This window comes from Blastococcus sp. SYSU DS0828 (genome assembly GCF_054050975.1).
The window spans coordinates 1-23,789 of the sequence record NZ_JBJHAK010000040.1 but is presented as its reverse complement, the minus strand read 5'-3'; the positions used below and the strand labels follow the sequence as shown (position 1 = coordinate 23,789).

Genomic DNA, 23,789 nt, shown 5'->3' with positions numbered 1-23,789 from the left:
GGGGGGGGGGGGGGGGGGGGGGGGGGGGGGGGGGGGGGGGGGGGGGGGGGGGGGGGGGGGGGGGGGGGGGGGGGGGGGGGGGGGGGGGGGGGGGGGGGGGGGCGCGGGCCCCCCCCCCCCCCCCCCCCGACCGGATCGACGGCCTGCAGATGAGCGTGCAGTCCTGCGCCACGCCGTGGACGAAGGCGGGCGGGGGCTGGTCGTGCGGCGGCGCCGTGACCGACTTCTACGCCGGCCCGATCGTCATGGACGAGGCGCTCGCCGGCGCCGCGAGCCTGCGGCCGGGTGGGGTGGACCACCTGCTGACCACGGTCTCGTTCCCGTCGACGGCCGGTGACGAGCTGCGCCGGCAGTCCAGCACCTTCACCTTCACCTTCACCGCGACGCAGCGCGACGGCGCCGCGCGCTGACCCGGCGACCGCGCGGCGGGTACCGGGCCCACGGGGGGCCCGGTCCCCGCCCGCGCGGCTGTCCGCAACCGCCCGTTGCGGACGGTCCCGATCCGGTGCGCGGGCCTGTCGGCGCGCCGCGCGGGACGCCGGATGGCAGAGTGACGCAGGTGAAGACCTGGCTCGACAGCTGGCCGGTGTACCGCCAGCTCACCGGCTCCGACCCGCTGGGCCGTGGCAAGGCCGCGCGCAGCAAGGCCACCGAGGCCACCGTGTCGCGCACCGCCACCGCTGACCGCGTCGTGAAGAGCGTCTGCCCGTACTGCGCCGTCGGCTGCGCGCAGAACGTGTACGTGAAGGACGAGCAGATCGTCCAGATCGAGGGCAACCCCGACTCGCCGGTCAACCGCGGGCGGCTGTGCCCCAAGGGCAGCGCGAGCAAGCAGCTGGTCACCAGCCCGACCCGGGTCACCACGGTCAAGTACCGCCGTCCGTTCGGGACGGAGTGGGAGGACCTCGACCTCGACACGGCGATGGAGATGATCGCCGACCGCGTCCTGGAGGCACGCCGCAAGGGCTGGCAGGACGAGGACGGCGGGAAGCGCGTCAACCGCACCATGGGGATAGCGAGCCTCGGAGGGGCGACCCTCGACAACGAGGAGAACTACCTCATGAAGAAGCTCTACAGCGCCCTCGGCGCCATCCAGATCGAGAACCAGGCGCGCATATAGCACTCCTCCACGGTGCCCGGTCTGGGTGCCTCGTTCGGTCGTGGTGGCGCCACGAACACCCAGCAGGACCTCGCGAACGCCGACTGCATCGTCATCGAGGGCTCCAACATGGCCGAGTGCCACCCGGTGGGCTTCCAGTGGGTGGCCGAGGCCAAGGCGCGCGGCGCGAAGATCGTGCACATCGACCCGCGGTTCACCAGGACCAGTGCGATAGCCGACCTGCACGTGCCGCTGCGGATGGGCAGCGACATCGCCTTCCTCGGCGGCCTGATCAGGTACGTGCTCGACAACGAGCTGTACTTCAAGGAGTACGTCACCGCCTACACGAACGCCGCCGCGCTCATCGGCGAGGAGTTCGTCGACGCGGAGGACCTCGGCGGCCTGTTCTCCGGCTTCGACCCGGAGACGAGCACCTACGACGAGACCAGCTGGCAGTACGAGCTCGAGGAGCCGGCGCAGTCGGGTGCCGACGACCCGGCCGAGGCCGCGGAGCAGGACCGGACCGACGACGACCCGTCGGTCACGAGGGCCGACCGCGCGCAGGCGGCCGGCAGCGGCGGGCCGCCGATCCCGGGCAAGCCCAAGCGCGACGAGACGTTGCAGCACCCGCGCTCGGTGTTCCAGATCCTCAAGCGGCACTACGCCCGCTACACCCCCGAGATGGTGTCCGAGGTCTGCGGCATCGAGCCGGAGGTCTTCGAGCAGGTCGCGCGGTGGGTCACCGAGAACAGCGGCCGCGACCGGACGACGGCGTGGGTGTACTCGGTGGGCTGGACGCAGCACAGCGTCGGCGCGCAGTACATCCGCACCTGCTCGATCCTGCAGCTCCTGCTGGGCAACATCGGCCGCCCCGGCGGCGGGATCATGGCGCTGCGCGGGCACGCCAGCATCCAGGGCTCGACCGACATCCCGACGCTGTACAACATCCTGCCGGGCTACCTCCCGATGCCCCACGCGCTGCAGCACGACGACCTCGACGACTACGTCGCCGACGCCGCCGGCAAGGCGGGCTTCTGGGGCAACAAGCGCGCCTACATGACCAGCCTGCTCAAGGCGTGGTGGGGCGACGCGGCGACGGCGGAGAACGACTTCTGCTTCGACTACCTGCCCAGGATCAACGGCGACCACAGCTCCTACCGCACGATCGCCGACATGATCGAGGGCAAGGTCTCCGGCTACTTCCTGGTCGGGGAGAACCCCGTGGTCGGGCACCCCAACGGCCGGATGAACCGGTTCGGCCTGGCCAACCTCGACTGGCTGGTCGTCCGCGACCTGCAGTTGATCGAGTCGGCGACCTTCTGGCAGCAGGCGCCGGAGATCGAGACGGGGGAGCTGTCCCCCGATTCGATCGGCACCGAGGTCTTCTTCATGCCCGCGGCGACGCACGTGGAGAAGGAAGGCACCTTCACGCAGACCCAGCGGATGCTGCAGTGGCGGGACAAGGCGGTCGAGCCGCCGGACGACGCGCGCAGCGACCTGTGGTTCTACTTCCACCTCGGCCGCATCCTCCGCGAGCGGCTGAAGGACTCCACCGACCCGCGCGACCGCCCGCTGCTTGACCTGACCTGGGGCTATCCGGTGCACGGCGAGCGGCTCGAGCCGGACGCCGACGCGGTGCTGCGCGAGATCAACGGCTTCGGCCCCGACGGTCAGCTGCTGAACTCCTACATGCAGATGAAGGACGACGGCTCGACGACCGGCGGCTGCTGGATCTACTGCGGCGTCTACGCCGACGGCGTCAACCAGGCCCGTCGGCGCAGGCCGGCGGCCGAGCAGGGCCCCGCGGCCCCCGAGTGGGGCTGGGCCTGGCCGCTCAACCGCCGTGTCCTCTACAACCGTGCCTCGGCCGATCCCGACGGCAAGCCGTGGAGCGAGCGCAAGAAATACGTGTGGTGGGACGAGGCGGCCGGCGAGTGGACCGGTCTCGACGTCCCCGACTTCGAGAAGAACAAGCGCCCCGACTACGTGCCGCCCGACGACGCTCGGGCGCAGGACGCGCTGCGCGGCGACGACCCGTTCGTCATGCAGGGCGACGGGAAGGGCTGGCTCTACGCGCCGGCCGGCCTGGTGGACGGGCCGCTGCCGACGCACTACGAGCCGGCGGAGTCGGTCGTCGGGAACGCGCTGTACGAGGTGCAGGCGAACCCGACGATCGAGCGGATCCCGGGTCCGTGGAACCGGGAGAACCCGTCGCGCAGCGACGTCTTCCCGTTCCAGGTGACCACCTACCGGCTCACCGAGCACCACACCGCGGGCGCGATGAGCCGCACGCTCCCCTACCTGGCGGAGCTGCAGCCGGAGTTCTTCGTCGAGGTGAGCCCGGAGCTGGCCCGGCTGCGCGGACTGGCCAACGGCGAGTACGCGACGCTGGTCAGCGCCCGGACGGCGATCGAGGCGAAGGTGCTGGTCACCGAGCGGATGCGGCCCATCAAGCTGCGCAACGGCACGGTCGTGCACCAGATCGGCATGCCGTACCACTGGTCCTACAGCGGCATCTCCACCGGGGATTCGGCCAACGACCTGCTCGGCATCGTGCTCGACGCCAACACACACATCCAGGAGGACAAGGTCAGCACCGCCGACATCGTGCCGGGACGACGCCCGCGCGGCCCGGAGCTGCTCGACTTCGTGGAGAGCTACCGCCGGCGGGCCGGGGTGGAGTCGGGCCGGGTGGGGCTCAACGGCCGCGACCCGGTGGCCGCCGAGGCCGGCGAAGGATCCACGCAGTGACCGGCGGGATCGCGATGATCAGGTCAGCTGATCGTTCCGGGTCCTGGCTCAGCGCCGGTCGTGAGCCAGGACCCGCCATGGTGAGGCAGGACGACGTGCGGGAGGGAGTGCGATGACGATCAGCTCGGCCAGCCCGGCCTTCACCGGCCGCGACCCGGAGAACCGGCTGTTCGGCCCGCTGCCCGACGTCACGGCCGAGGCCGGCTACGAGGAGGAGCACCCCAAGCGGGTGGGCTTCTTCACCGACACCTCGGTCTGCATCGGCTGCAAGGCCTGCGAGGTGGCGTGCAAGGAGTGGAACACGCTCCCGATGGACGACTCCCACGGCGTCCGCGATGCCCTGGGCCTGTCCGGCATGTCCTACGACAACACCGGGCAGCTGGGCGCGAACTCCTGGCGGCACGTGGCGTTCATCGAGCAGAGCCGCGCCGTCGACCTGCCGATGCCCACGTTCGGCCGGCCGGGCGACGACCGGCAGGGCAGCGGACCGTCGCCGGCGGTCGCCGGGGACGACGTGAGCCTGGCGAACGCCCAGCAGAGCGTGCTCAACGCCGAGGCGTTGAGCGAGTTCGACCCGCAGACCGGCCAGACCGGCGCGGACAAGCAGATCCGTTGGCTGATGAGCTCCGACGTCTGCAAGCACTGCACGCACGCCGGGTGCCTCGACGTCTGCCCGACGGGGGCGCTGTTCCGCACGGAGTTCGGCACCGTGGTGGTGCAGGGTGACATCTGCAACGGCTGCGGCTACTGCGTGGCGGCCTGCCCCTACGGCGTGATCGACCAGCGCAAGGACGACGGCCGGGTCTTCAAGTGCACGATGTGCTACGACCGGCTCACCGACGGGCTGCAGCCGGCGTGTGCCACGGCGTGCCCGACGCAGTCGATCCAGTTCGGTGACCTCGACGAGCTGCAGGCCCGCGCGGACGCGCGGCTGGCGACGCTCAAGGCGCAGGGCGTGGAGACCGCCCGGCTCTACGGCCGCGACGAGAACGACGGCGTCGGCGGCGACGGGGCCTTCTTCCTGCTGCTCGACGAGCCGGAGGTCTACGGACTGCCGCCGGACCCGGTGGTCACCACCCGTGACCTGCCGGCGATGTGGAAGGCGGCCGGCAAGGCCGCGGCGATGATGGTCGGGGTCGCCGTCACGGCGATCCTCGGCTCGCGGCGGAGGTGACATGACCGGCGGTATCACCAGCCCGGGCTCGGGGTGGCGGCAGGCCGACCAGGGCCCGGCGGTGCAGCGGACGGGCAAGAAGCGCCGCAAGCGCGGCGGGGGCCGGGGTCGCGGCGAGGTCGCGATGGTCGACGACGTCGAGTTCACCTCGTACTACGGCCGGCAGATCGTGAAGACGCCGGTGTGGAAGACGCCGGACGTGCCGCTCTACCTGTTCCTGGGTGGGGCGGCCGGCTCGTCGGCAATCCTCGGCGCGCTGGCCGACGTCACCGACCGCCCGGCGCTGACCCGGGTGTCGCGATACACGGCCGGCGGTGGCTCGATCCTGTCGGTGGTCTTCCTCATCCACGACCTGGGGCGGCCGGAGCGGTTCCTGCACATGCTGCGGGTGTTCAAGCCGACGTCGCCGCTGTCGGTGGGCACCTACATCCTGGCGCCGTTCAGCGCGGCGGCCGGCGCGACGGCGGCGGTGGAGCTGCTGGGCTGGTTCCCGCGGCTCAAGCGCTTCGGCGGTGCGGTGGCCGCGGTGTTCGGTGGCCCGCTGGCGACCTACACCGGCGTGCTGCTGGCCAACACCGCGGTGCCCTCGTGGCACGCGGCGCACACCCAGCTGCCGTTCGTCTTCGGCGGCTCGGCGATGGCCGCCGGTGGGGGCATCACGATGGTGTTCACGCCGGTGGAGGAGGCGGCGCCGGCGCGGAAGATGGCGATGGCCGGGGCGGCGATCGAGCTCGCCGCGATGCACAAGGTCGAGAACGACCACGGCATCCTCAGCGAGCCGTTCCACGAGGGGCGGCCCGGGAAGCTGATGCGCGCAGCGCAGGCGTGCACCGCGGTGGGTGCCGGGCTGACGGCGGTGGCCGGGCGGAAGCGGTGGGGCGCGGTCGCGTCCGGGACGCTGCTGGCGGCCGGCTCGCTGCTCACCCGGTTCGGCGTCTTCGAGGCGGGCATCGCCAGCACCAAGGACCCGAAGTACGTCGTGATCCCGCAGAAGGAGCGGCTCGCCGCCCGGCAGCAGGAGCACGCCTCGACGATCACCCGGTAACGGGTACCCGCCCGGCTGCTCCGGTCCGGCCGCGGAGCCGGCACCGGCCTGTGCGCGCGTCTACGATGCCCTGGCTCACCCGGAGCGGCCGGAGGACCCGGCGCGAGGCCGTGCAGCGGGTACCTCGACGAGACCACCGGGGCTGGAGGATGCCGTGCGGATACTGTCCGTGGTCACGCTCGGCAGCGCCACCGGACGCTTCGGTGGCCCGTTCGAGACAGCCCTGCACCAGGCGCAGATCATGGCCTCGTGCGGGCACTCCGTTCGGCTGCTGTTCGGTACCGAGCCGGGTGACGAGCCGGTGCTGGAGGCGACCCCGGGCCTGACCGCCGTGCCGGTACGCGTCCGGCCCCTCACCCGACGGTGGCCCTTTTCCTCGCTGTTCTCCTGGGCGGCTCTCCGAGAGGCATGGCGGCAGTGCGCGGACGCCGATGTCGTGCACGTGGCCATGGCACGCGACCTGGTTCCGGGCGCCGCGGCCGTGGCGGCGCTCCTCCGCGGCCGGCGGCTGGTCCTGCAACCCCACGGCATGCTCACGACGACCTCGGCCGGTGCCGGGCCGGCGGACGCGCCGGTCGGCCTCCTGCTGCGCCGGGCCCATCGGCTGATCGCGCTCACCGACCGCGAGGCGGGGGAACTGGTCACCCGGTACCGCGTCGACGCGGACAGGGTGACGGTGCTCGGCAACCCCGTCGACCCGCGGGCGGCCGCGCAGGAGCGGCCGCCCGGGCACCGGCTCGAAGCGCTCTTCGTCGCCCGGTTGCACCCCCGCAAGCGACCGGAGGACTTCGCGGCCGCGGCACGAACCGCCAGCGAGGCCGGCTGGCCCGAGCGGTACGTGCTGCTGGGCCCGGACGGGGGCATGCTCCACCGCCTCCGTCCCGACATCGAGGCGATCGACACCCTGGAGTACGCGGGTTCCGTCCCCGGTGCGGCAGTCGCCGCACGGGTGGCACGCACCGGCGTGTTCGTCCTCTGCTCGGAGGAGGAACCCTGGGGCAACGTCCTCGTCGCGGCGCTGGCCATGGGGGTGCCCTGCGTCGTCACCGCCTCGAGCGCCCTGGCCGACCGCCTGGCCGCTGCGGGTGCCGCCGTGGTGGTCCCCGACCGGGACGCCGCGGCGCTCGCCGCCGCCGTCCACGAGGTGCTCGGGTCCGCCGACCTCCGGGACGACCTGGCCCGGGGTGGCCGCCGCTTCATCGCCGACCACCTGTCCCCGTCGCGTCAGGCCGGCACCCTGCTCGAGGTCTACACCCGCTGATCGACGGCTCGGCCACCGCGACGACGCAGGACGTGCCCGATGACCTCGAGCTCTGCGGTGAAAGCCCGCCGCAGCACGACCACGGCGGCTGCGGTCACGAGCCCGCCGGCGCCGCCTGCCAGGAGCAACGTCCCGAGCACGAGGTCCCAGGAACGGGTGAGCGCGGCGACCGCGTACACCGCGCCGAACACCACCACGGCCAGGGGCAGGTACTTCAGCGCGTACAGGCGGATCACCATGCCGACCAGCCCCTCGGCCACCCGGCCGGAGAAGTGCAGCATGACCAGGAAGTGCGCCAGGATGGCCACCGACGCCCCGATCGCCACCCCGTCGATTCCCCACCGCGAGCCGATCAGGCAGCCGGCGACGACTTCTGCGGCGTACAGCCACTGCCGCCACGCGGCTCGGTAGACGGCGCCGGTGGCCCGGGTCAGCGAGCCGCTGATCTTGTACGAGGCCCGCGGCACCAGGACGAGCGCGAACACCTGGAGCGGCAGCACGACGGCCGACCAGCCGTCCCCGAGCAGGACCGCGACCACCTCGGGCGCGAGCACGAACAGGATCGCGCTGCCCGGCACGCCCACCAGCGCGACCAGTGAGCTGGCCCGCAGGAACGCCGTCCTGAGCCGGTCCCCGTCGTGCTGCACCTTCGACATGGCGGGGAACAGGACCTTGTCGACGGCGCCCCCGATCAGGTTGGCCGGCTGGGCGAGCAGCTGGTAGGCCCGCCCGTAGATGCCGAGCGCGTACGTGCCCAGGACGTTGGCGGTGATCAGGTTGTCGGCGTTGAGCGCCGTCCAGTTGCCGAGCTGCGAGAGCGAGTAGCCGCTCCCGAACGTCAGCAGGGGGCGGACCTCCCGGCCCATCGCCCGGATGCCGAGCGGACGCAGGGCGGGGCGGGCCACCACGGTGTACCCGACGGCGGTGATCGCGGCGCTGGCCACGGCTCCCCACACGATCGACCACGCCCCGAAACCCAGGGCGGCGAGCAGGACGCTCACGCCCATGGCGCCCGGCCCGGCCGCGAGGGCGTCGACGACCGACATGGCCCGGAACTGCAGGCGGCGCTGCAGCAGCCCCGTCGGCACGGCGGCGAGCCCGGCGAGCGGCAGCGCGACCGCGAGCAGGTGCAGCAGATCGTTCTCCCGCGGGAGGCCGACCAGGCCGTTGATCCACGGGGTCAGCACGAACAGGAGCCCGCCGAGGCAGGTCCCGAGGGCCAGGGAGAAGCACCAGGCCGCCGTCTCCTGCTCGGTCCGCAGGGTCGCGCGCTGCACGACGGCCGGGCCCACACCCAGCTGGCTCACCAGCGTGGCGAGCCCGACGACGAGCGCCGCCGCTGCCGCGGCACCGAACTCCGCGGGGGTCAGCAACCGGGCGAGCAGCACCATGGTGGCGACCGACAGCAGCGCCTGCGACACGGCGCCCCCGAAGGACCACACGAAGCCGCGCGCCGTCGTCCGCGTCAGCGAGTTCGCCTCGGGCGCGGCTCCGTCCGGCGCCGGGGCCCTCCGGCGGCTCGTCACCGACCGCGCGCCAGCCGGCGGACGACCCGCCGCGCCGCGCGGAGGTAGCGCCCGGCGGGCGAGGCGAGCAGCCGCTTGGCGGCCCTGCGCGGCAGGGCCGCACCGTGCAGGCGCACGTACCAGACCAGCTGCACGGTCGCCGCCCGGAGCCGGATCGCCGGGGTCGGGGCGGCCAGCAGCGCCGCGACGGGCAACCCGGTCACCGCCGGGTGGAACGCCGCGTTCCCGACCGGTCCGAGCAGCCACTCGCGGATCGGGGTGTCGTAGGCGCCGCCGGCGTCGGGTGCCCCGCGGAAGGTGTACGAGTCCAGCAGCGGGGGGACCGGGCCGGCGTACTCCTGCAGGAACTCCAGGTCGACCACCCGCAGGCCGGCCCGCGGGTCGGACAGCAGGTTCTGGGTGGACAGGTCAAGCAGGAACAGGCCGCGTTCGTGCAGGTCCCGTGCCAGACGGGCCAGCGCACGCGCGGCCGGGAGTCGCAGTTGCACGTCCCCCGAGGTCGGCAGCCGGCGGAGGACGTGACTGCGGTCGTCGGTGTAGAGCGGCGTCACGAACCACCGCTCGCCGGCCTCGAGCAGCTCCGGCATCCCGGGGATGTCGCACAGTTCGGTGCGCGCGCGCAGCTCCCGCTCGAAGAAGCGCACGGCGCCCGGCCGGAAGACCTTGCACACGCTGGCCCCGTGCACGGGGTGGTCCACGATCGCCACCTGCGCCCGGCGCGCCTCGCCCGAGAGCATCCGCAGGACCGGGTACGGGAAGGCGCACCCGTCGACCAGCCGCTGGGAGAGCCCGCGCACCTCCGCCTCGAAGCCCGGATCGCCCAGTGCCTCCAGGTAGTCCAGCGCCTGGCCGCCGTTGTCGGAGGAGTGCACCGGGTTGTACCGCGCCTCTCGCGGGACGTCGCGCAGCAGCCGGTCGCGCAACCGTTCCTTGGCGGCGGGGATGCGCACGTTGACCTCCCGCCCGCCACCGGCCGGTCGCACCAGCCGGGGTGCCACGTCGTAGGCGACCAGGTACACGGACGGCGCTCCGCCGCTGACCGGCCACGGTCCCTGCTCCCAGTTGCCCCCGCGCAGCCGGTGCGCGGCCGCTTCCCGCTGCGCCGCGTCGAGCTGCACCACGTCGAGCACCTCGAAGCCCTGCCGGTCCAGCTCCCGGCACGCCTGGGCGACGCTCCCTGCCGCCCGCTCCCGCAGCACGAAGACGGCGAGCCCCCGCCACAGCTCGTCGACCTCCGCGTGGTCGCCGAAGAACCGATCGAGGAGCCACGGGTTGGTCGGCACCAGCCGTTCCAGCGTGTCCAGCGGCGGGCGCAGGCCCTTCCCGTGCAGGTACAGGTCCAGGGCGTCCAGCGTGGGGAGGACGGCGATGCCGAGCTCGGCCGCGAGACCGGCCAGCACCGCCTCGTAGTCGTGGTCGGTCGTCTGCCGGGGCCGCTCGGACCGCACGCCGTCGGGCAGGCCCGAGGTCCAGCCCTTGTGGTAGACGGCGTGGTAAGCCAGGGAGTCGAAGTACACCTCGGGGCCGGGCACCTTCACCCCGCCGGGAGAACGCACGGCGCCGGCCAGGACCCGCCGGGCGAAGCGCGGCGGGTAGTACGGGATGCCCTCGTAGTCCGTGCCCGGCAGTCCGCTGACGGTGTAGACGTCGAACTTCTGGCTGCCCCGGAGCGGCCGCCGATCCACCAGGAGGGTCGAGACGTACGCCAGGTCCTCGTCGGCGACGAGGATGTCGACGTCCTCCCCCTCGTCGACGTGCGGCAGCGACTCGAACCAGCGGAGGACGACGTAGGACACCTGCTGCTCGTCGAGCAGCCGGAAGAACGAGACCAGGTCGATGCCGGGCGCCAGGTAGCGGCGGGCGGGGCCGCCGGAACCGAGCAGGAGTTCTCGCGCCGCTCGTCGAGCTTTCGTGACGGCCGTGACCACTCGTCGTCCTCCCGGTGCGGGCGGGCCCGTGGCGGCCCGGGTCGTGGTGGGCGGAGGACCCGGCAGGTGCGCCCTCACGACGGGGCGGGCACGGCCACGGCCGCGGGTGAGTGGACCAGCGACGGCCTGTCCGCGTCGACCGGCCGGCCGCCGGTGACCCACAGGATGCCCAGGAAGAGAGCGGGGAGGGGGTTGGCGAACAGGTACGTGGCCGCGGGGAAGGCCTCGATCAGCCCGCAGGCGGCGAAGACCAGCAGGATGATCCGCCCGGGCTCGGGTCTGCGGAGCTCCCGGGACAGGATCCGGAGGAAGAACGCGAGGAACAAGGCGAGCCACACGAGACCCGCGACGCCGAACTTCAGCAGCAGGTAGGTCGTCAGCAGGTGGACGTCGTCGACGCGCTCCAGGTCCCGCCCCGAGGCGGTCAGCGTGTCCGCGTCGGGGGAGCCGGACAGGTCGACGGTCGCACCCGGTCCCAGGCCGATGAGCTGCGCGGCCAGCGACTCCTCGGCTCCCTCCCGGACCATCGCCGTCTCGTAGCTCCGGTGGGAGAGCGTCACCTCCTCGCTGTCGGTCGATGTGCCGGTCAGCAGCGGGACCAGCCCCAGCCAGACCGCGGCCATGCCCACGACGACCGGCGCCGCGTACACGGCCGCGAGGCGGAGCGCGGGAGGCAGCACGGTGAGGAGGAGGACGACGGTGCCGAGCGCCAACTGCCCGAGCGTCGCGTCGCTCACCGGCTTGGTGTCCACCGACGCCCAGTAGACGAGCCCAGCGGAGGTGGCGAGCGCGAGCAGCAGGTGACGGCCGCGGTGGTGCCGTTCCCGGATGGCCAGGTACAGCAGTCCCAGCGCGGTGGGCACGGTCAGCGCGGCGAAGGGGTTGAAGCTGCGGTCCAGCACCGCTGCGGCCGCGCCGAAGAGGAAGACCACCGCCAGCAGGGCCCGGGTGTGGCCGTCGGTCCAGTCGCGGGCGAGCAGGCCGGCGCGGGCGATCACCAGCAGGCCCGCGAGCATCGCCAGCCCCTGGGTCAGAGCATCGAGGTCCAGGGGCCGGGAGGAGAAGAACACCTCCATGGTGGTCGTGGCACCCAGCAGCACGGCCAGCGCCACCCACCACACGGGGTACTGCCCCGCTCGGGTGCGGGTACCCAGGGTGACGAGCGCGAAGGCGACGTAGGCGATGGGCAGCACGACGCGCTTGGCCACGCTCGTGACGGCGAACGTCTGCAGTCCCTCCCCGCCGCCGACGAGGACGAGGGACGTGGCGGCGGACAGCGCCAGGAGCCACCAGGTGACGCGGATGATGTTGTCCGGGACCGACCGGCGGCCGACCGACCCGCCGGTCGCGGCGTCACCGGGCGGGCTCGTCGGCCCGTCCGCCGGCGACGTCGCGTCGGGTGCCGGTGCCCACCGCCGGGCAGGTGCGCTCATCGGTCGCCGCCGGCCGTCACCGGCGCCCGTACTCGTGCACCAGCACCCCGAAGCGGGACGCGACCACACCGACGCCGTAGAAGAACCGCTGGAAGGGGCGCGCCTGGACGCCTCGGCCCCGCAGCACGCCCCACGCCAGGCCGCCCGCCCCGGCTGCGATGCGGACGCCGCCGAAGGCGAGCAGGTAAGGGACGCCGTGCCGCCGGCGGAGGATCCGGCCGTGGGCGATGCCCATGCGCGTCCAGCGCCGCCGGATCCAGCGGGCGGTCAGGCGGTTGCTCGGTGCGTCCTCGTAGACGATCGCCGAGTCGCAGAACTCGATCAGCTTCCCGGCCTCGGTCAGCCGGCCGAAGAACTCGGTGTCGCTCCCGCCGGTCGAGGAGAAGCTCTCGTCGAACGTGGGCGACCCGGCCGACCGCCAGCTGGCGTAGCGCAGCAGGGTGTTGTTGGTCGCCGCCGTCCAGTGCCGGGTGCCGGACGGGAGGGCGGGCATCCGGAGGAAGCCGCCGCGGACGATCCACCCGGGGGCGTCGGGCGGCAGCAGGGTCACGACGGGGCCCGAGACGACGTCGGCCGGGGTCGAGTCGGCGTACGACACCAGGGCGGACAGCCAGCCGGGCGCCACGAACTCGTCGTCGTCGACGAAGATCAGCGACTCGTACGCGCCCTCGGCGAAGATGCGGAGCGTGTGGTTCCGTGCCGCCGCGATGCCCGGTGTCGGTTCGACGGAGTAGCGCACGGCGGCCCCGAACGGCTCGACGACCGCGCGAGCGGACCCGGCGGGGTCGTTGTCGATCACGTAGAGGTCCGTGACGAAGGGGGCGGCACCGGTCCGGCAGCGGTCGAGTTCCGGCATCAGCGACTCGAGCAGCCGGGTGAGGTCCTGGGCTCGCTGGTACGTGGCCACGCCGATCATCACCCGCCGCCCCGGGTCGTCGGACCGCGGCTCGTCGCCGGCCCTCACCATGGCACGTCGTTCAGGACGACACCGATGGTCCGGACGCCGAGGAGGTCGAGGGCGTCGCGGCTCTCGACCAGCTCGTCCCTGCCGGTGTGACCGTGCCGGACGCACAGGATGACCCCGTCCACGTGCGTGGCCAGCGCGCCGGCGTCGGCGACCGGGAGGAGCGCCGACGCGTCGATGATCACGACGTCGTGCTTCCACCTCAGCTCGTCGATCGCCTTGGCCGTGTTCTCCGACGCGAGGAGACCACCGGGGTTCTCCACCGCCGGTCCGGCGACCACCACGGTCAGGGGCAGGTCGGCGTGCCTCTGCAGGATCTCCGCGAGCTCGGCGGTGCCGCCCAGGACGTCGGAGAGGCCGGGGCCGGCGCCGATGCGGAGACGGCTGCCGACCTCCGGATTCCGCAGGTCCGCGTCCACGAGGGCGACCTGACGTCCGGCCTCGGCGAGGCTCAGCGCCAGGTTGACCGCCGTCGTGGTCCTCCCGTCGGCCTCGGCGGCGCTGGTGACCATGATGGTCTTCGGTGGGTCATCCGGGTGCAGGCGCTGCAGGGTCGTGCGCACCTGGCGATAGCTCTCGGCGACCGCACCCCTGCCGAACGGGTCGATGACGTGCCGGGTCGGCAGCCCCGGGTCGTGCGGGACCGAGCCGATGACCGGCTTCCCGGTCAACCGGGCGGCCTCCTCCACGGTGCTCACCGTGGAATCCAGACGCGCGCGTAGCACGGCCGCACCCGCGCCGGCCACCGTGCCGACGATCAGACCGAGCCCCACGTTGCGCACCGGTTGGGGGGTCTGCGCAGCGGTGGGCAGGGTGGGGGCGTCCGTCACCGTGACGTCCACCGGCGCCGGGCCGCCCACGGCGGGCGCCTCCAGGTCGGACACGAGGCGGCGGAACTCCTCGGCCAACGCCGCGGCGATGGCCTGCGCCCGCTGAGCGGACGTGTCGGTGACGGACACGTCGATGAGCACCGTGCCGGGGACGGCGGAGGCGGTGACGCCGTCGTTCAGTGCGCCGGCCGACATCGGCAGCCGCAGTCGCTCGACGACCCGGCCGGCCACCTCGTTGCCCTGCAGGAGCTCTGCGTACGACTCGACGCGGCCCTCCGACAGCTGGCTGCCCTGGAAGGCCGATGCCGTCGTGCCGGCGTCCCGCGTGGAGACGAAGAGCTGCATGTGCGAGGTGTACTGCGGAACCTGCAGGAGGGTCAGCAGCAGCGCCGCGACCACCCCTCCGACGAGACCCAGGACGGGAAGCCACCAGGCGGCACGCAAGGCCGCCAGCCCTTCTTTCAGTTCCACGCCGTTCCCCGTCCGTCACACGCGACAGCGCCCGTAGCCACGTCGCCGCGGTGAGCCAGTGCGTTCCTGGAGGGGAGGAACATAATTCACCAGCGGCCCTGCGAGGGGGTCTCGTGCGCGCCTCTCGCCGCATCCCATCCGGGGGAGCGCCCAGGCCGTGGTCGCGGGACCGCGTTCACGTCGCATCCGCGGTGGTGGGCGGGAACCGCGGCCCCACGACCGTTCCCGCCGGCTGGCCGAACACCGTGGCATCCGGGACGACGCCTGCCACCACCGTGCCGGCCTGCACGAGCGCGGACACCCCGACGTGGCTGCCGCCCAGGACGATGCAGCGGGCGGTGATCCACGCCCCGTCCTCGATGACGACCGGCCGGGTGATCAGCGCCATGTCCCGACGGTGTGCGTGGGACCCCGTGGTGATGAAGGTGCCCTGGGAGACCACCACGTCGGAGCCGATGGTCAGCCGGTCCTGGTTGTGGAGCCAGACGTCCTCACCGATCCAGCTGCGATTCCCGATGACGAGCTTCCAGGGAGTCCGGACGCGGAGCCGGGGGCGGAGGATGACGCCGTCACCGATCTGCGCACCGAAGGCGCGCAGGGCCGCGCGCCGCAGCCGCGTGCTGATCTGCCACGGATTGCTCACGAGCAGCAGTTCCACGGCGCCCCAGGCGTACACCTTCCAGGCCGGCGCGTCCCACCGTTCCCCGGCACCGGGCGCCTTCGCCAGATCGATCACCCTCGGTCGAGGCACCGCGCGAGGATACGGTGTGTCCCTTCGAAAATGGGCACATTCCGGTGCCGCAGCAGAAGGATGGGCCGATGCCGCGTCGTCGGGACAACCGCGCCACCGCTGGGCACGTGCTCGTGCTCGGGCTGAACTACGCGCCGGAGACCACCGGGATCGCTCCGTACACGACAGGGCTCGCGCGCCACCTGGCGGCCAGCGGTCTCGAGGTGACGGTGGTGACCGGGTACCCGCACTACCCGGAATGGGCCAGGCGCCCCGACTACCGGACGGCCCGGCAGGTGGAGGTGGAGCACGGCGTCCGCATCGTGCGCGTCTCGCATCCCGTGCCACGGGACCCGACCGGCCCGGCGAGGATCTGGATGGAGGTGGTCTTCGCCGCCCGCGCGGCGGTGCAGCTGCTCCGGCGCCGTCCGGACGTCGTGGTCGTCGTCACCCCGGCGCTCCTCTCTCTCGTACCCGCGGTCCTCCTGCGCCCCCTGCGCGGTTACCGGGTCGGGGCGGTGGTCCAGGACCTCTACGGCGCCGCGCTGTCGGAGACCGGCCTGGGCGGCGGTGCGCTCACCCGGGCGACGGCCCGGCTCGAAGGGGCCCTGCTGCGGCGGGTGCGCGGTGTCGCCGTCATCCACGAGGTGTTCCGCGCGCGGCTGACCGCCGCGGGCGTACCCGGTGACCGGATCGAGGTCATCCCGAACTGGGCGCACGTGACCATGCCGACCGGGGACGACCGCGACGCGATGCGCCGCGAACTGGGCTGGGCGGCGGACGAGGTCATCGCGCTGCACGCCGGCAACATGGGCGTGAAGCAGGGCCTGGGTGGCCTGCTCGACGTGGCCCGGCTCGCCGAGCAGCGGGGCAGCAGCGTGCGCGTGGTGCTGCTGGGCACCGGTTCGCAGCGTGCGGCACTCGAGCGGGACGCGCGGGGGCTGTCCCGGATCTCCTTCCTGGACCCGCTGCCCGACGGTCGGTTCGAGCGCGCCCTGGCCGCCGCCGACTGCCTCCTGCTGCACGAGAAGCCGGGGGTGGTGGAGATGTCGGTGCCGAGCAAGCTCACCACGTACTTCGCCGCCGGCCGGCCCACGGTCGCGGCCACCGACGCCCGCAGCGGCGCCGCTGCGCTCATGGCCGCATCGGGAGCGGGGATCACGGTGCGGGCCGGTGACCCGGCGGTCATCCTGGCCGCGATCGAGGCGATCACCGCGGACGAGGCGGACGCCGCCAGGTTCGGCGCGGGCGGGCGCCGCTACGCGGAGGCCCACCTGGGGAGCACGGCGTCCCTCGCCCGCCAGGAGGCGTGGGTCCGCTCGCTCGCCGGGGCGCCCCCCGGTCAGTCGCCGGCGTAGACGGCCAGGTCCGGCTGCTGGCTGCGCACCGCGTCGGCGAAGGCGCGGGCGATGATCTGGTGGCCGGCCTCCGTGGGGTGCACGCCGTCGGAGGACATCTGACCCGGGTCGCCGGGCAGCCAGGACGACGGCGCCAGCGCGTCGAAGTACACCGCGCCGCTCTCCGTGGCCGCCTGGCGGAGGGCCTCGTTGAGCGCAAGGATCTCCGGCGGTACCAGGTCCGACGTCCAGATCGGTCCGATGACGAGGAGATGTGCCTCGGGGAGCCCGGCCTTGAGCGTCGTGTACAGCGAGCGGGCCGCCGCCCCGACGGTGCCCGGCGCGCTACCCATGTCGTTGCGGGTCCCGTTCACCACCACGATGTCGGGGGCGACCGCGATCACCCCGCTGGCCCGGGACATGTAGTTGGTCTCCGCGGGGGTGGCGTAGCCCGTCCCGCCCACCGCGAAGACGTCGGCCGGGGCCCACCCGAGCATGCGGGCGGACACCCGGGCGAACCCCTTGGTGGCGCTGTCCGTGCCGGTCCCGGCGGCGTAGGAGTCGCCGAGGAACGCGACCGAGAGCGGCTCCGCCGGCTCCTCCTGCGCCACGGTCGGTGGCGCGACGAAGGAGGGGGAGGGCCGTGCGGCGAAGGCGAGCGGCGCGAGGACAGCCGTCGCGACGAGCCCGACGCCGACCGCGACCGCCGCCCACAGCGGTGCTCGGCGCAGCCGTGTCGCCGAGCGTCTCCTGACCCGGCCCGGCGACCCGGATCCCCCGGACGCGTCCCGGCGTGCCCTGTGCTCCATGGCGGGAAGGTACGCGAGGTCCCGCGGGAAAGGGTCTCATCGGCCGCCGGTTCCGGTCCGTCGACGGTAGGGTCCCGCGCGTGTCGCCGTCGCCGCCAGAACGCAGGCGCCGGCCGACCTTGCCCGTCGTCGCTGCCTGCGCCGGGCTCGTGGCCGTCGCGGTGCTCTCGGTCGTGCTCTTCACGCGGATCGTCGACGGGGAGGACGCGGGGCCGGCGGTCGGGGCGACGGATGTCGCCTCCCGTACCGATGACGGCGCGCCGCCCGGCACGGACATCCGCGACTTCGGGGCGGTGTGCGACGGCCGGCACGACGACCGGTCGGCGCTCCAGGACGCGGTGCGTGCCGCTGCGGACAGCGGCGGCGGGGTCGTCGTCGTGCCGCCGGGCCGGTGCCGGATCGTGGCCACGTCCGAGGACGCCTTCGTGCGTCTGGGCGACGACGTGACCCTGGTCGGGGCAGGCGCCTCGCGGTCCTTCCTGGAACTCGACGCGGACGACGACGGCTACCGGGAGCTGCTGCGCACCGACGGCTCGAACATCTCGGTCTCCGACCTCACGCTCACCCGGGCGGGCGGTGTCTACGGGGTCCTGGTGCGGATCGAGGAGGGGCGGAACATCAGCCTGCGCCAGCTCCGCATCGACGGTCGCCGCCGCGACTTCCCGGGCAGCACCGTCCACGGCCTGACGGTGGCGGACCGGGGTTCGATCGAGAACGTGCTCCTGCAGAACATCGAGGTGCGCGATGTGCAGTACGGCTTCCTGCAGACCAACCAGGCCGAGACCGAGCTGACCGGCGTCATGGTGGACCGGTCGGTGTTCGAGGGGAACTCGGCGGAGGACCTCAGCTTCAACGCCCCGAACGGCGACATGACGGCCGTGACCGTCCAGAACAGCCGGTTCACCGGTGGCGGCGGCTTCGCGGTCTCCCTGGCGAACGTGCACGGTGCGGTCCTCCGCGGCAACACCTTCGACGGCTACGCGAAGGAGTTCGTGCACATCGAGGACCGCAGCAGCGAGGTGCAGGTCGTCGACAACACGTTCTCCGGGAAGCAGCGCAACACCGACGAGTGGTACAGCTACGTCATGGTGATCAACGCGTCGACCGACGTCACGATCGCTAGCAACCGGTTCGAGATCACCGAGTGGGACGAGCGCTTCCGCTGCGTCTACGTCGGCCCCGGGGGGGCGGACTTCCCGGCGCCGACGGAGATCAGCATCGTCGACAACGAGGTGGATGCGCACGGCGCCGTCACGCTGGTGGACACCTACGGAGGTGCCGACGTGACCGTCCACGAGTAGCGGACGGTCACCTCGTCACCGGTCAGGCGGGAGCCGACTCGCTCGCCGCGCGGCGCTCGACGCGCCGTTGCAGGAGCCGGACGAGGGGATCGCTCAGGTGCGGGTCCCCGAAGTGGAACAACGCGGTCGCCCGGAGCTGATCCGGATCGCAGCGGTCGTTCCCGTGCAGCGTCCGGTAACCGCAGAAGACGTAGAGGTTCCCCGGGGCCAGCTCCAGCCGCTGCGGAGGGCGCACGGCGCGGAAGCGGTGCGAGCCGACCAGCCGGACCGTCGCGGGATTCTGGTAGAGCGCCTTGTCGGCCAGGTTCGCCAGGGCCCGGCGCCGCACCGGCCGGCGATTGGGGTAGTACAGGAAGTCCCCACGGTTCCCGGTGGTCGGGATGGCGATGGGCAGCAGCGCGGTGATCGCGAAGCTGTCGAAGTGGAACCGCAGCGACTGGGTGGCCCCGGTGCCCCTTCAGGCACCGCAGGGCGGGGTTGACCGCCTCCTGTGGTGACGGTGGGCTGTCGACGGATTCCTGGTACAGCGCCGACAGCAGACGGTGCAGCTCCGGGGACCGGCCCAGGTCGCCGATGGCCGTCCCGGTGAGGGCCTCCAGCGTCAGGTAGCTCTCCGTAGTTTGCTCGCCAGTCACCGGCAGGCCCACCAGAGGTCACTTGTTCGCTATGTTGCGCGGGTCCGGCGAGGACTCGCCGGCCAGGCCCCTCCGGTCCCGGCGACGGGACGCATCCGGAGGTGACCGGTCCGTCTGGCGGGGCACCGCTCGGCGTGACTGTGCGTGAGGGGGCGTGCGTGACTACGGTCGGCCAGGCGAAGGCGACGGTGCGATTCCGGCGCGGGGCCATCCGGTCCGCGTGGCTGCGCGGCGCTGGTACCGAGGCGCGGAGGGCGTGGCGGGGCGCATACGTGCGCCGGATCGCCGTGGGCGATGCGCTGGGTGCGCTCGTCGCCGCGCTGGTGGGCTACCAAGTGCGCTTCCGTTCCGGTGAGCGTGTCGTCCTGGTCAACCCGGGCGCGCTGAAGCTCATGGTCGTGGTCCTGCCGTTGCTCTGGGTGGCTCTCATGCTGCTGACCCGGTGCTACGAGGAGCGCTTCCTCTGGGTGGGGCCCGAGGAGTTCCGGCGGGTGTCCTTCGCCGCCATGCTGCTCCTGGCAGCGGTCGGCACCATCTCCTGGGCGTTCCAGCTCGAGCTCGCGCGGGGGTTCGTGGTCATCGCGGTGCCCCTGGCCACCGTGCTGACGCTGGCGCAGCGGTACGCGCAGCGTGCAGTCCTGCACCGGCGACGAGCGCGGGGGCACTTCCTGCAGACCGCGATCATCGTCGGGCACCGGAACGGTGTCTCGGCGCTGCACGAGCAGATCAACCGCGAGCTGACCCACGGCTACCGGGTGATCGGGTTCTGCATGCCTGGCGGGCAGCGCTCGGCGTCCGGCTACGAGGGCCTGCCGGTGCTCGGGGACCTCGATCACGTCGTGGAGGTGGTCAAGGAGCACGAAGTGGACACCGTGGCCGTCCTGCCGTGCCCCGAGCTCGACGGACCCGCGCTCCGGCGGCTGGGGTGGGGGCTGGAGGAGACCCGCGCCGAACTGCTGCTGGCCCCCGCCATGACCGAGATCGTCGGGAGCCGGGTGCAGATCCGTCCGGTCTCCGGGCTGCCGCTCCTGCACATGGAGCGGCCCGAGCTGCGGGGGGTCCGCCGGCTGACCAAGGAGACGTTCGACCGCACCGCGGCGGCGGGCGCGATCATCGTGCTGCTGCCGGTCCTGCTGGGGATCGCCCTGCTGGTCGGCCTCACCAGCAGGGGTGGGGTCCTCTACCGCCAGGACCGGGTCGGCCGCCACGGGCGCACCTTCCGGATGCTCAAGTTCCGCACGATGGTGGCCGGTGCGGACGGCATGGTGCAGCAGCTGGCCGCGCGGGACGACGGCAACGGAGTGCTGTTCAAGCTGCGGGACGATCCCCGCGTCACCCGGGTGGGGAGGTCGCTGCGCCGCTACTCGCTGGACGAGCTGCCGCAGCTGCTGAACGTGCTGGCCGGCGACATGTCCCTGGTCGGACCGCGCCCCCCGCTGTCGTCCGAGGTCGAGCAGTACGGCTTCGACATGCGCCGTCGGTTCCTCGTCAAACCCGGGATCACCGGGCTGTGGCAGGTCAGCGGGCGGTCCGATCTCACCTGGGACGACTCGGTGCGGATGGACATCCGCTACGTCGAGAACTGGTCGCTGGCGTACGACTTCATGATCCTGTGGAAGACGGTCGGTGCGGTCGTCCGCGGCTCCGGTGCGTACTGAGGTGGCAGACCGGCTGGCCCGGCTGCTCGGTCTCGCGCTGATCGGGTGCGCGACCGTCGTCAGCACCTCCTGCGCCGCCGGGACGCAGCCGGAGGGGGCCGGCACCGCCGCCGATCCCCCGGCCGGGTCGTCGGTCGCCGGGCCCTCCGTCGCCGGGCCGTCAGCGACCGGGGGCGCCACCGCCGCACCCCCCTCGGGATCGGTCCACCCGGTGACGACGGTCGTCGTCAGCGACGACCCGGTGATCTCCGCCGGCGGGCAGCCGGCCGCCGATGGCTGGCCGGCAGTGCTCGCGTCGTCCCTCGCCGCCGCAGGCACCCCGCTGGAGCTGGCGGTCGCAACCGCGGACGACGGGGGGTACGCGGGGGATCCGCCCTTCGCGGAGCTGGTCGAGCGAGCGGTCGTCGACTCCACCCAGGTGGTCGTCTTCCACGAGACCGACGTCGGCCCGGCGTCCGCGGACGCCGTCGGCGAGGGGGCGGAGGAGGCGTTCGCGGCGGTCGAGCGGCGGGCACCTGACGCGGTCGTCGTCGTCGTGGCCCCGTGGGCGCCCGGCGGTGCGCCCGCGTCCGACGACGAGGTGCACGACGCCGTGCGCGCCGCGGCAGACGGCGCCGAGGTGTCGGTGACCTACATCGACCCGGCCGGCGAAGGCTGGGGCCAGGGCGCGACGCAGCGCCAGATCGCGGACCGGGTGCACGAACACGTCGCCGACCTGGTCGCAGCGCTCGCGCACTCCGGCGCCTTCGACTGATGGGTCGTTGCGTCACTGTGGATAGCCGCTGGTCGGCGCGCTGTGACGGCGGGCCGGAGGCGCGGTCCGGGCAGGATCGGCCGGCGTCAGACGGTCCCGGCGTTCCCTAGGCTGCGCTCCGCCCATCCGGCCTTCCGGTCACGTGGCCACCCGGTCGTTCGGCCGCCTCTTCCAGGGGATTCCCATGCAGCAGAACCGCGTGCAGTCAGTGTCCGGGTCCTCGCGGCGGGCACGGGTCCTCGTGCTGCTGGTCGCGCTGGTCGTCGGCCTGGGATCGGTGCAGGCCTTCGGCGCGGGTGAGGCGGGCGCAGCCGAACCCGTTCCGCAGATGTACCAGGGGCCGCCCTTCGCCGACGCCGGCCCGGCGCCCACGGAGGACAAGCCGCAGAGCAAGCTGTGGTTCAACGACGGTGCCTGGTGGGCGCTCATGCGGACCAGCGGCAACGGCGCCGACGGCAATCCCGACGTGACGATCCACCGCCTGCTGCCCGATCACACCTGGCAGAACACCGGCACGGTCGTGGACGGGCGAGCGGCGAGCACCGGGGACGCGTTGTGGCAGGGAGGGACCCTGTTCGTCGCGAGCCGGGTGACCAGCGGCACGATCCAGGCGGCGCGGCTGAGCTACGACGCGGGCACGCAGACGTACGCGATGGATGCCGGCTTCCCGAAGTCGGTCGCGACCGGATCCGTCGAGTCGGTCACGATCACCCGGGACAGCCTCGGGCGGCTGTGGGTCACCTACACCGACGACGACCAGGTGTGGGTCGCCCACTCCACGACGGACGACACGACCTGGACGGCGCCATTCCCGGTTCCCGTGTCGGACAACGACATCAGTTCCGACGACATCTCCGCGATCGTGGCCTTCAGTGGCCGGATCGGGGTGATGTGGTCGGACCAGGGCTCCCAGGTCATGCGGTTCGCCGTGCACCAGGACAGCTCCCCGGACGCCAGCGGGTGGACGATGGAGACCGCCCTCAGCGGTACCCGGAGCGCGGACGACCACGTCAACCTCAAGGCGCTCGTCGAGGACGACCAGGGGCGGGTGTACGCGGCCATCAAGACCTCGCGCGGCGACTCCTCCAGTGACTCCTCGTCCGACCCGAGCATCCGCGTGCTCTCCCGGTCCTCGTCGGGCACGTGGACGGCGACGACGGCGGCCACCGTGGGGGAGAACCTCACGCGCCCGCAGCTGGCGCTGGACGCCACCAACCGCCGCCTGTACGTCGTGATGACGACGGAGAGTGGAGGCGACGTCTACTACCGGCACGCGCCGCTGGGCGCGAGCCTGTCCTTCACGCCTCGGGCCACCCTCCTGACGTGGCCCGGCGCGTCGCTCAACAACGCGACGACGGCCAAGGCCCCGGTCACCGCCGCGTCGGGGCTGGTCGTGCTCGCCAGCGACGACGACGAGACCGACCGCTACTACCACGCCGAGCTCGCGCTCAACGGTGCCGCGGCGGACACCACGGCACCGTCCACGCCCTCCGGGCTGACCGCCACCGCGAACAGCTCCGGTCAGGTGACGGTGAGCTGGACGGCGTCCACGGACGACGTCGGGGTCACCTCCTACCGGGTCACGCGGAACGGCACGGTCGTGGGTCCCACGGTGACCGGCGCGACATCCTTCGAGGACACGACGGTGGCCCCGTCGAGCACGTACAGCTACACGGTGTCCGCCGTCGACGGCGCCGGGAACAGGTCGGCCGAATCCGTCGCCGTGTCGGTGACCACGCCGGCGGCGCCGGTCGGGGTGCCGGCGAGCAGCTTCACGTCGTCGGTGGCCGGTGGTGAGTCGCCGGTGGAGGTGGCGTTCACGGATACCTCGACGGGGTCGCCGACGTCGTGGGCGTGGGATTTCGGGGACGGGTCGACGTCGACGGAGCAGCACCCGGTGCACACGTTCGTGGCGGCGGGGTCGTTCGTGGTGACGTTGACGGCGTCGAACGGGGCCGGGGCGGGTGCGCCGGCGTCGCAGACGGTGACGGTGACCGAGCCGGCGGGTCCGCCGCCTGTGGGTGGGGAGGTCGTGGCCGGGGCGTCGGCGCAGGCGGTGAGCACGGCGGCGGTGACGTCGGTG

17 protein-coding genes and 1 pseudogene are annotated in these 23,789 nt (G+C 73.0%); 10 read left to right on the top strand and 8 right to left on the bottom strand.

Annotation, left to right across the window (positions count from 1 at the left end):
* Window positions 1–149 precede the first annotated feature (149 nt).
* From ACI79Q_RS20320 to ACI79Q_RS20300, 5 genes and pseudogenes are all read left to right on the top strand, one after another.
* Entirely contained in the window at window positions 150–410 is a 261-nt protein-coding gene (locus ACI79Q_RS20320) for a hypothetical protein (RefSeq protein ID WP_456588305.1), read from the top strand.
* Between the two features lie 140 nt (window positions 411–550).
* A pseudogene (fdh, locus tag ACI79Q_RS20315) lies at window positions 551–3,850 on the top strand (formate dehydrogenase).
* A gap of 112 nt (window positions 3,851–3,962) precedes the next feature.
* Window positions 3,963–5,024: a 4Fe-4S dicluster domain-containing protein gene (locus ACI79Q_RS20310; RefSeq protein WP_456615264.1), complete on the top strand. Its 1,062-nt coding sequence runs from the start codon at window positions 3,963–3,965 to the stop codon at window positions 5,022–5,024.
* Between the two features lies 1 nt (window position 5,025).
* Complete coding sequence (nrfD, locus tag ACI79Q_RS20305; protein WP_456615263.1) at window positions 5,026–6,069, top strand: NrfD/PsrC family molybdoenzyme membrane anchor subunit; 1,044 nt, start codon at window positions 5,026–5,028, stop codon at window positions 6,067–6,069.
* A 154-nt stretch (window positions 6,070–6,223) separates the two neighbouring features.
* Window positions 6,224–7,330, top strand: coding sequence for a glycosyltransferase family 4 protein (locus tag ACI79Q_RS20300; RefSeq protein WP_456615262.1), 1,107 nt, complete (start codon window positions 6,224–6,226; stop codon window positions 7,328–7,330).
* Here the strand turns inward: ACI79Q_RS20300 and ACI79Q_RS20295 are convergent.
* The 6 genes from ACI79Q_RS20295 to ACI79Q_RS20270 all read right to left on the bottom strand — a co-directional run bounded on the left by ACI79Q_RS20295 (window position 7,318) and on the right by ACI79Q_RS20270 (window position 15,233).
* Window positions 7,318–8,856: a lipopolysaccharide biosynthesis protein gene (locus tag ACI79Q_RS20295; protein ID WP_456615261.1), complete on the bottom strand. Its 1,539-nt coding sequence runs from the start codon at window positions 8,854–8,856 to the stop codon at window positions 7,318–7,320. The genes ACI79Q_RS20300 and ACI79Q_RS20295 overlap by 13 nt on opposite strands.
* Complete coding sequence (locus ACI79Q_RS20290) at window positions 8,853–10,784, bottom strand: hypothetical protein (RefSeq protein ID WP_456615260.1); 1,932 nt, start codon at window positions 10,782–10,784, stop codon at window positions 8,853–8,855. The genes ACI79Q_RS20295 and ACI79Q_RS20290 overlap by 4 nt, the downstream gene beginning before the upstream one ends.
* 74 nt (window positions 10,785–10,858) lie before the next feature.
* A complete protein-coding gene (locus ACI79Q_RS20285; RefSeq protein WP_456613209.1) occupies window positions 10,859–12,217 on the bottom strand; it encodes a hypothetical protein in 1,359 nt (452 codons plus the stop codon).
* Window positions 12,218–12,233: 16 nt separating this feature from the next.
* Entirely contained in the window at window positions 12,234–13,184 is a 951-nt protein-coding gene (locus ACI79Q_RS20280) for a glycosyltransferase family 2 protein (RefSeq protein WP_456615259.1), read from the bottom strand.
* The gene (locus tag ACI79Q_RS20275) at window positions 13,178–14,482 is read right to left on the bottom strand and encodes a polysaccharide biosynthesis tyrosine autokinase (RefSeq protein WP_456613207.1); all 1,305 of its coding nucleotides are present in this window, start codon (window positions 14,480–14,482) and stop codon (window positions 13,178–13,180) included. Before ACI79Q_RS20275 ends, ACI79Q_RS20280 begins: the two co-directional genes overlap by 7 nt.
* 175 nt (window positions 14,483–14,657) lie before the next feature.
* Window positions 14,658–15,233: a hypothetical protein gene (locus ACI79Q_RS20270; RefSeq protein ID WP_456613206.1), complete on the bottom strand. Its 576-nt coding sequence runs from the start codon at window positions 15,231–15,233 to the stop codon at window positions 14,658–14,660.
* A gap of 68 nt (window positions 15,234–15,301) precedes the next feature.
* Between ACI79Q_RS20270 and ACI79Q_RS20265 the strand changes: the two genes are divergently transcribed.
* Entirely contained in the window at window positions 15,302–16,570 is a 1,269-nt protein-coding gene (locus ACI79Q_RS20265) for a glycosyltransferase (RefSeq protein WP_456613205.1), read from the top strand.
* On the opposite strand, the gene ACI79Q_RS20260 is transcribed toward ACI79Q_RS20265, so the two are convergent.
* Window positions 16,555–17,358, bottom strand: coding sequence for an SGNH/GDSL hydrolase family protein (locus ACI79Q_RS20260; RefSeq protein ID WP_456613204.1), 804 nt, complete (start codon window positions 17,356–17,358; stop codon window positions 16,555–16,557). The two genes, ACI79Q_RS20265 and ACI79Q_RS20260, sit on opposite strands and share 16 nt — an antisense overlap.
* Before the next feature lie 119 nt (window positions 17,359–17,477).
* Between ACI79Q_RS20260 and ACI79Q_RS20255 the strand changes: the two genes are divergently transcribed.
* Window positions 17,478–18,659, top strand: a complete 1,182-nt coding sequence (locus tag ACI79Q_RS20255) for a glycosyl hydrolase family 28-related protein (RefSeq protein WP_456615258.1) — start codon at window positions 17,478–17,480, stop codon at window positions 18,657–18,659.
* 22 nt (window positions 18,660–18,681) lie between these two features.
* Here the strand turns inward: ACI79Q_RS20255 and ACI79Q_RS20250 are convergent, their stop codons facing one another.
* Entirely contained in the window at window positions 18,682–18,987 is a 306-nt protein-coding gene (locus tag ACI79Q_RS20250) for a hypothetical protein (protein WP_456613202.1), read from the bottom strand.
* Between the two features lie 465 nt (window positions 18,988–19,452).
* Here ACI79Q_RS20250 and ACI79Q_RS20245 point away from each other — a divergent pair, with 465 nt between their 5' ends.
* The 3 genes from ACI79Q_RS20245 to ACI79Q_RS20235 all read left to right on the top strand — a co-directional run.
* Window positions 19,453–20,952 (top strand): sugar transferase, encoded by a 1,500-nt coding sequence (locus ACI79Q_RS20245; RefSeq protein ID WP_456615257.1) that lies wholly within the window; start codon window positions 19,453–19,455, stop codon window positions 20,950–20,952.
* A 1-nt stretch (window position 20,953) separates the two neighbouring features.
* On the top strand, window positions 20,954–21,706 hold the full coding sequence (locus tag ACI79Q_RS20240) for a hypothetical protein (RefSeq protein ID WP_456615256.1): 753 nt from the start codon (window positions 20,954–20,956) through the stop codon (window positions 21,704–21,706).
* A gap of 199 nt (window positions 21,707–21,905) precedes the next feature.
* Window positions 21,906–23,789 (top strand): PKD domain-containing protein (locus ACI79Q_RS20235; RefSeq protein ID WP_456615255.1); only part of this gene is annotated, 1,884 nt, incomplete at its 3' end.

Bases quoted from the DNA above. Each gene is read 5' to 3' on its own strand.
- ACI79Q_RS20285 (WP_456613209.1), bottom strand. From the start codon at position 12,217: ATGAGCGCACCTGCCCGGCGGTGGGCACCGGCACCCGACGCGACGTCG.
- ACI79Q_RS20280 (WP_456615259.1), bottom strand. From the start codon at position 13,184: ATGGTGAGGGCCGGCGACGAGCCGCGGTCCGACGACCCGGGGCGGCGG.
- nrfD (WP_456615263.1), top strand. From the start codon at position 5,026: ATGACCGGCGGTATCACCAGCCCGGGCTCGGGGTGGCGGCAGGCCGAC.
- ACI79Q_RS20320 (WP_456588305.1), top strand. From the start codon at position 150: ATGAGCGTGCAGTCCTGCGCCACGCCGTGGACGAAGGCGGGCGGGGGC.
- ACI79Q_RS20265 (WP_456613205.1), top strand. From the start codon at position 15,302: ATGCCGCGTCGTCGGGACAACCGCGCCACCGCTGGGCACGTGCTCGTG.
- ACI79Q_RS20260 (WP_456613204.1), bottom strand. From the start codon at position 17,358: ATGGAGCACAGGGCACGCCGGGACGCGTCCGGGGGATCCGGGTCGCCG.
- ACI79Q_RS20310 (WP_456615264.1), top strand. From the start codon at position 3,963: ATGACGATCAGCTCGGCCAGCCCGGCCTTCACCGGCCGCGACCCGGAG.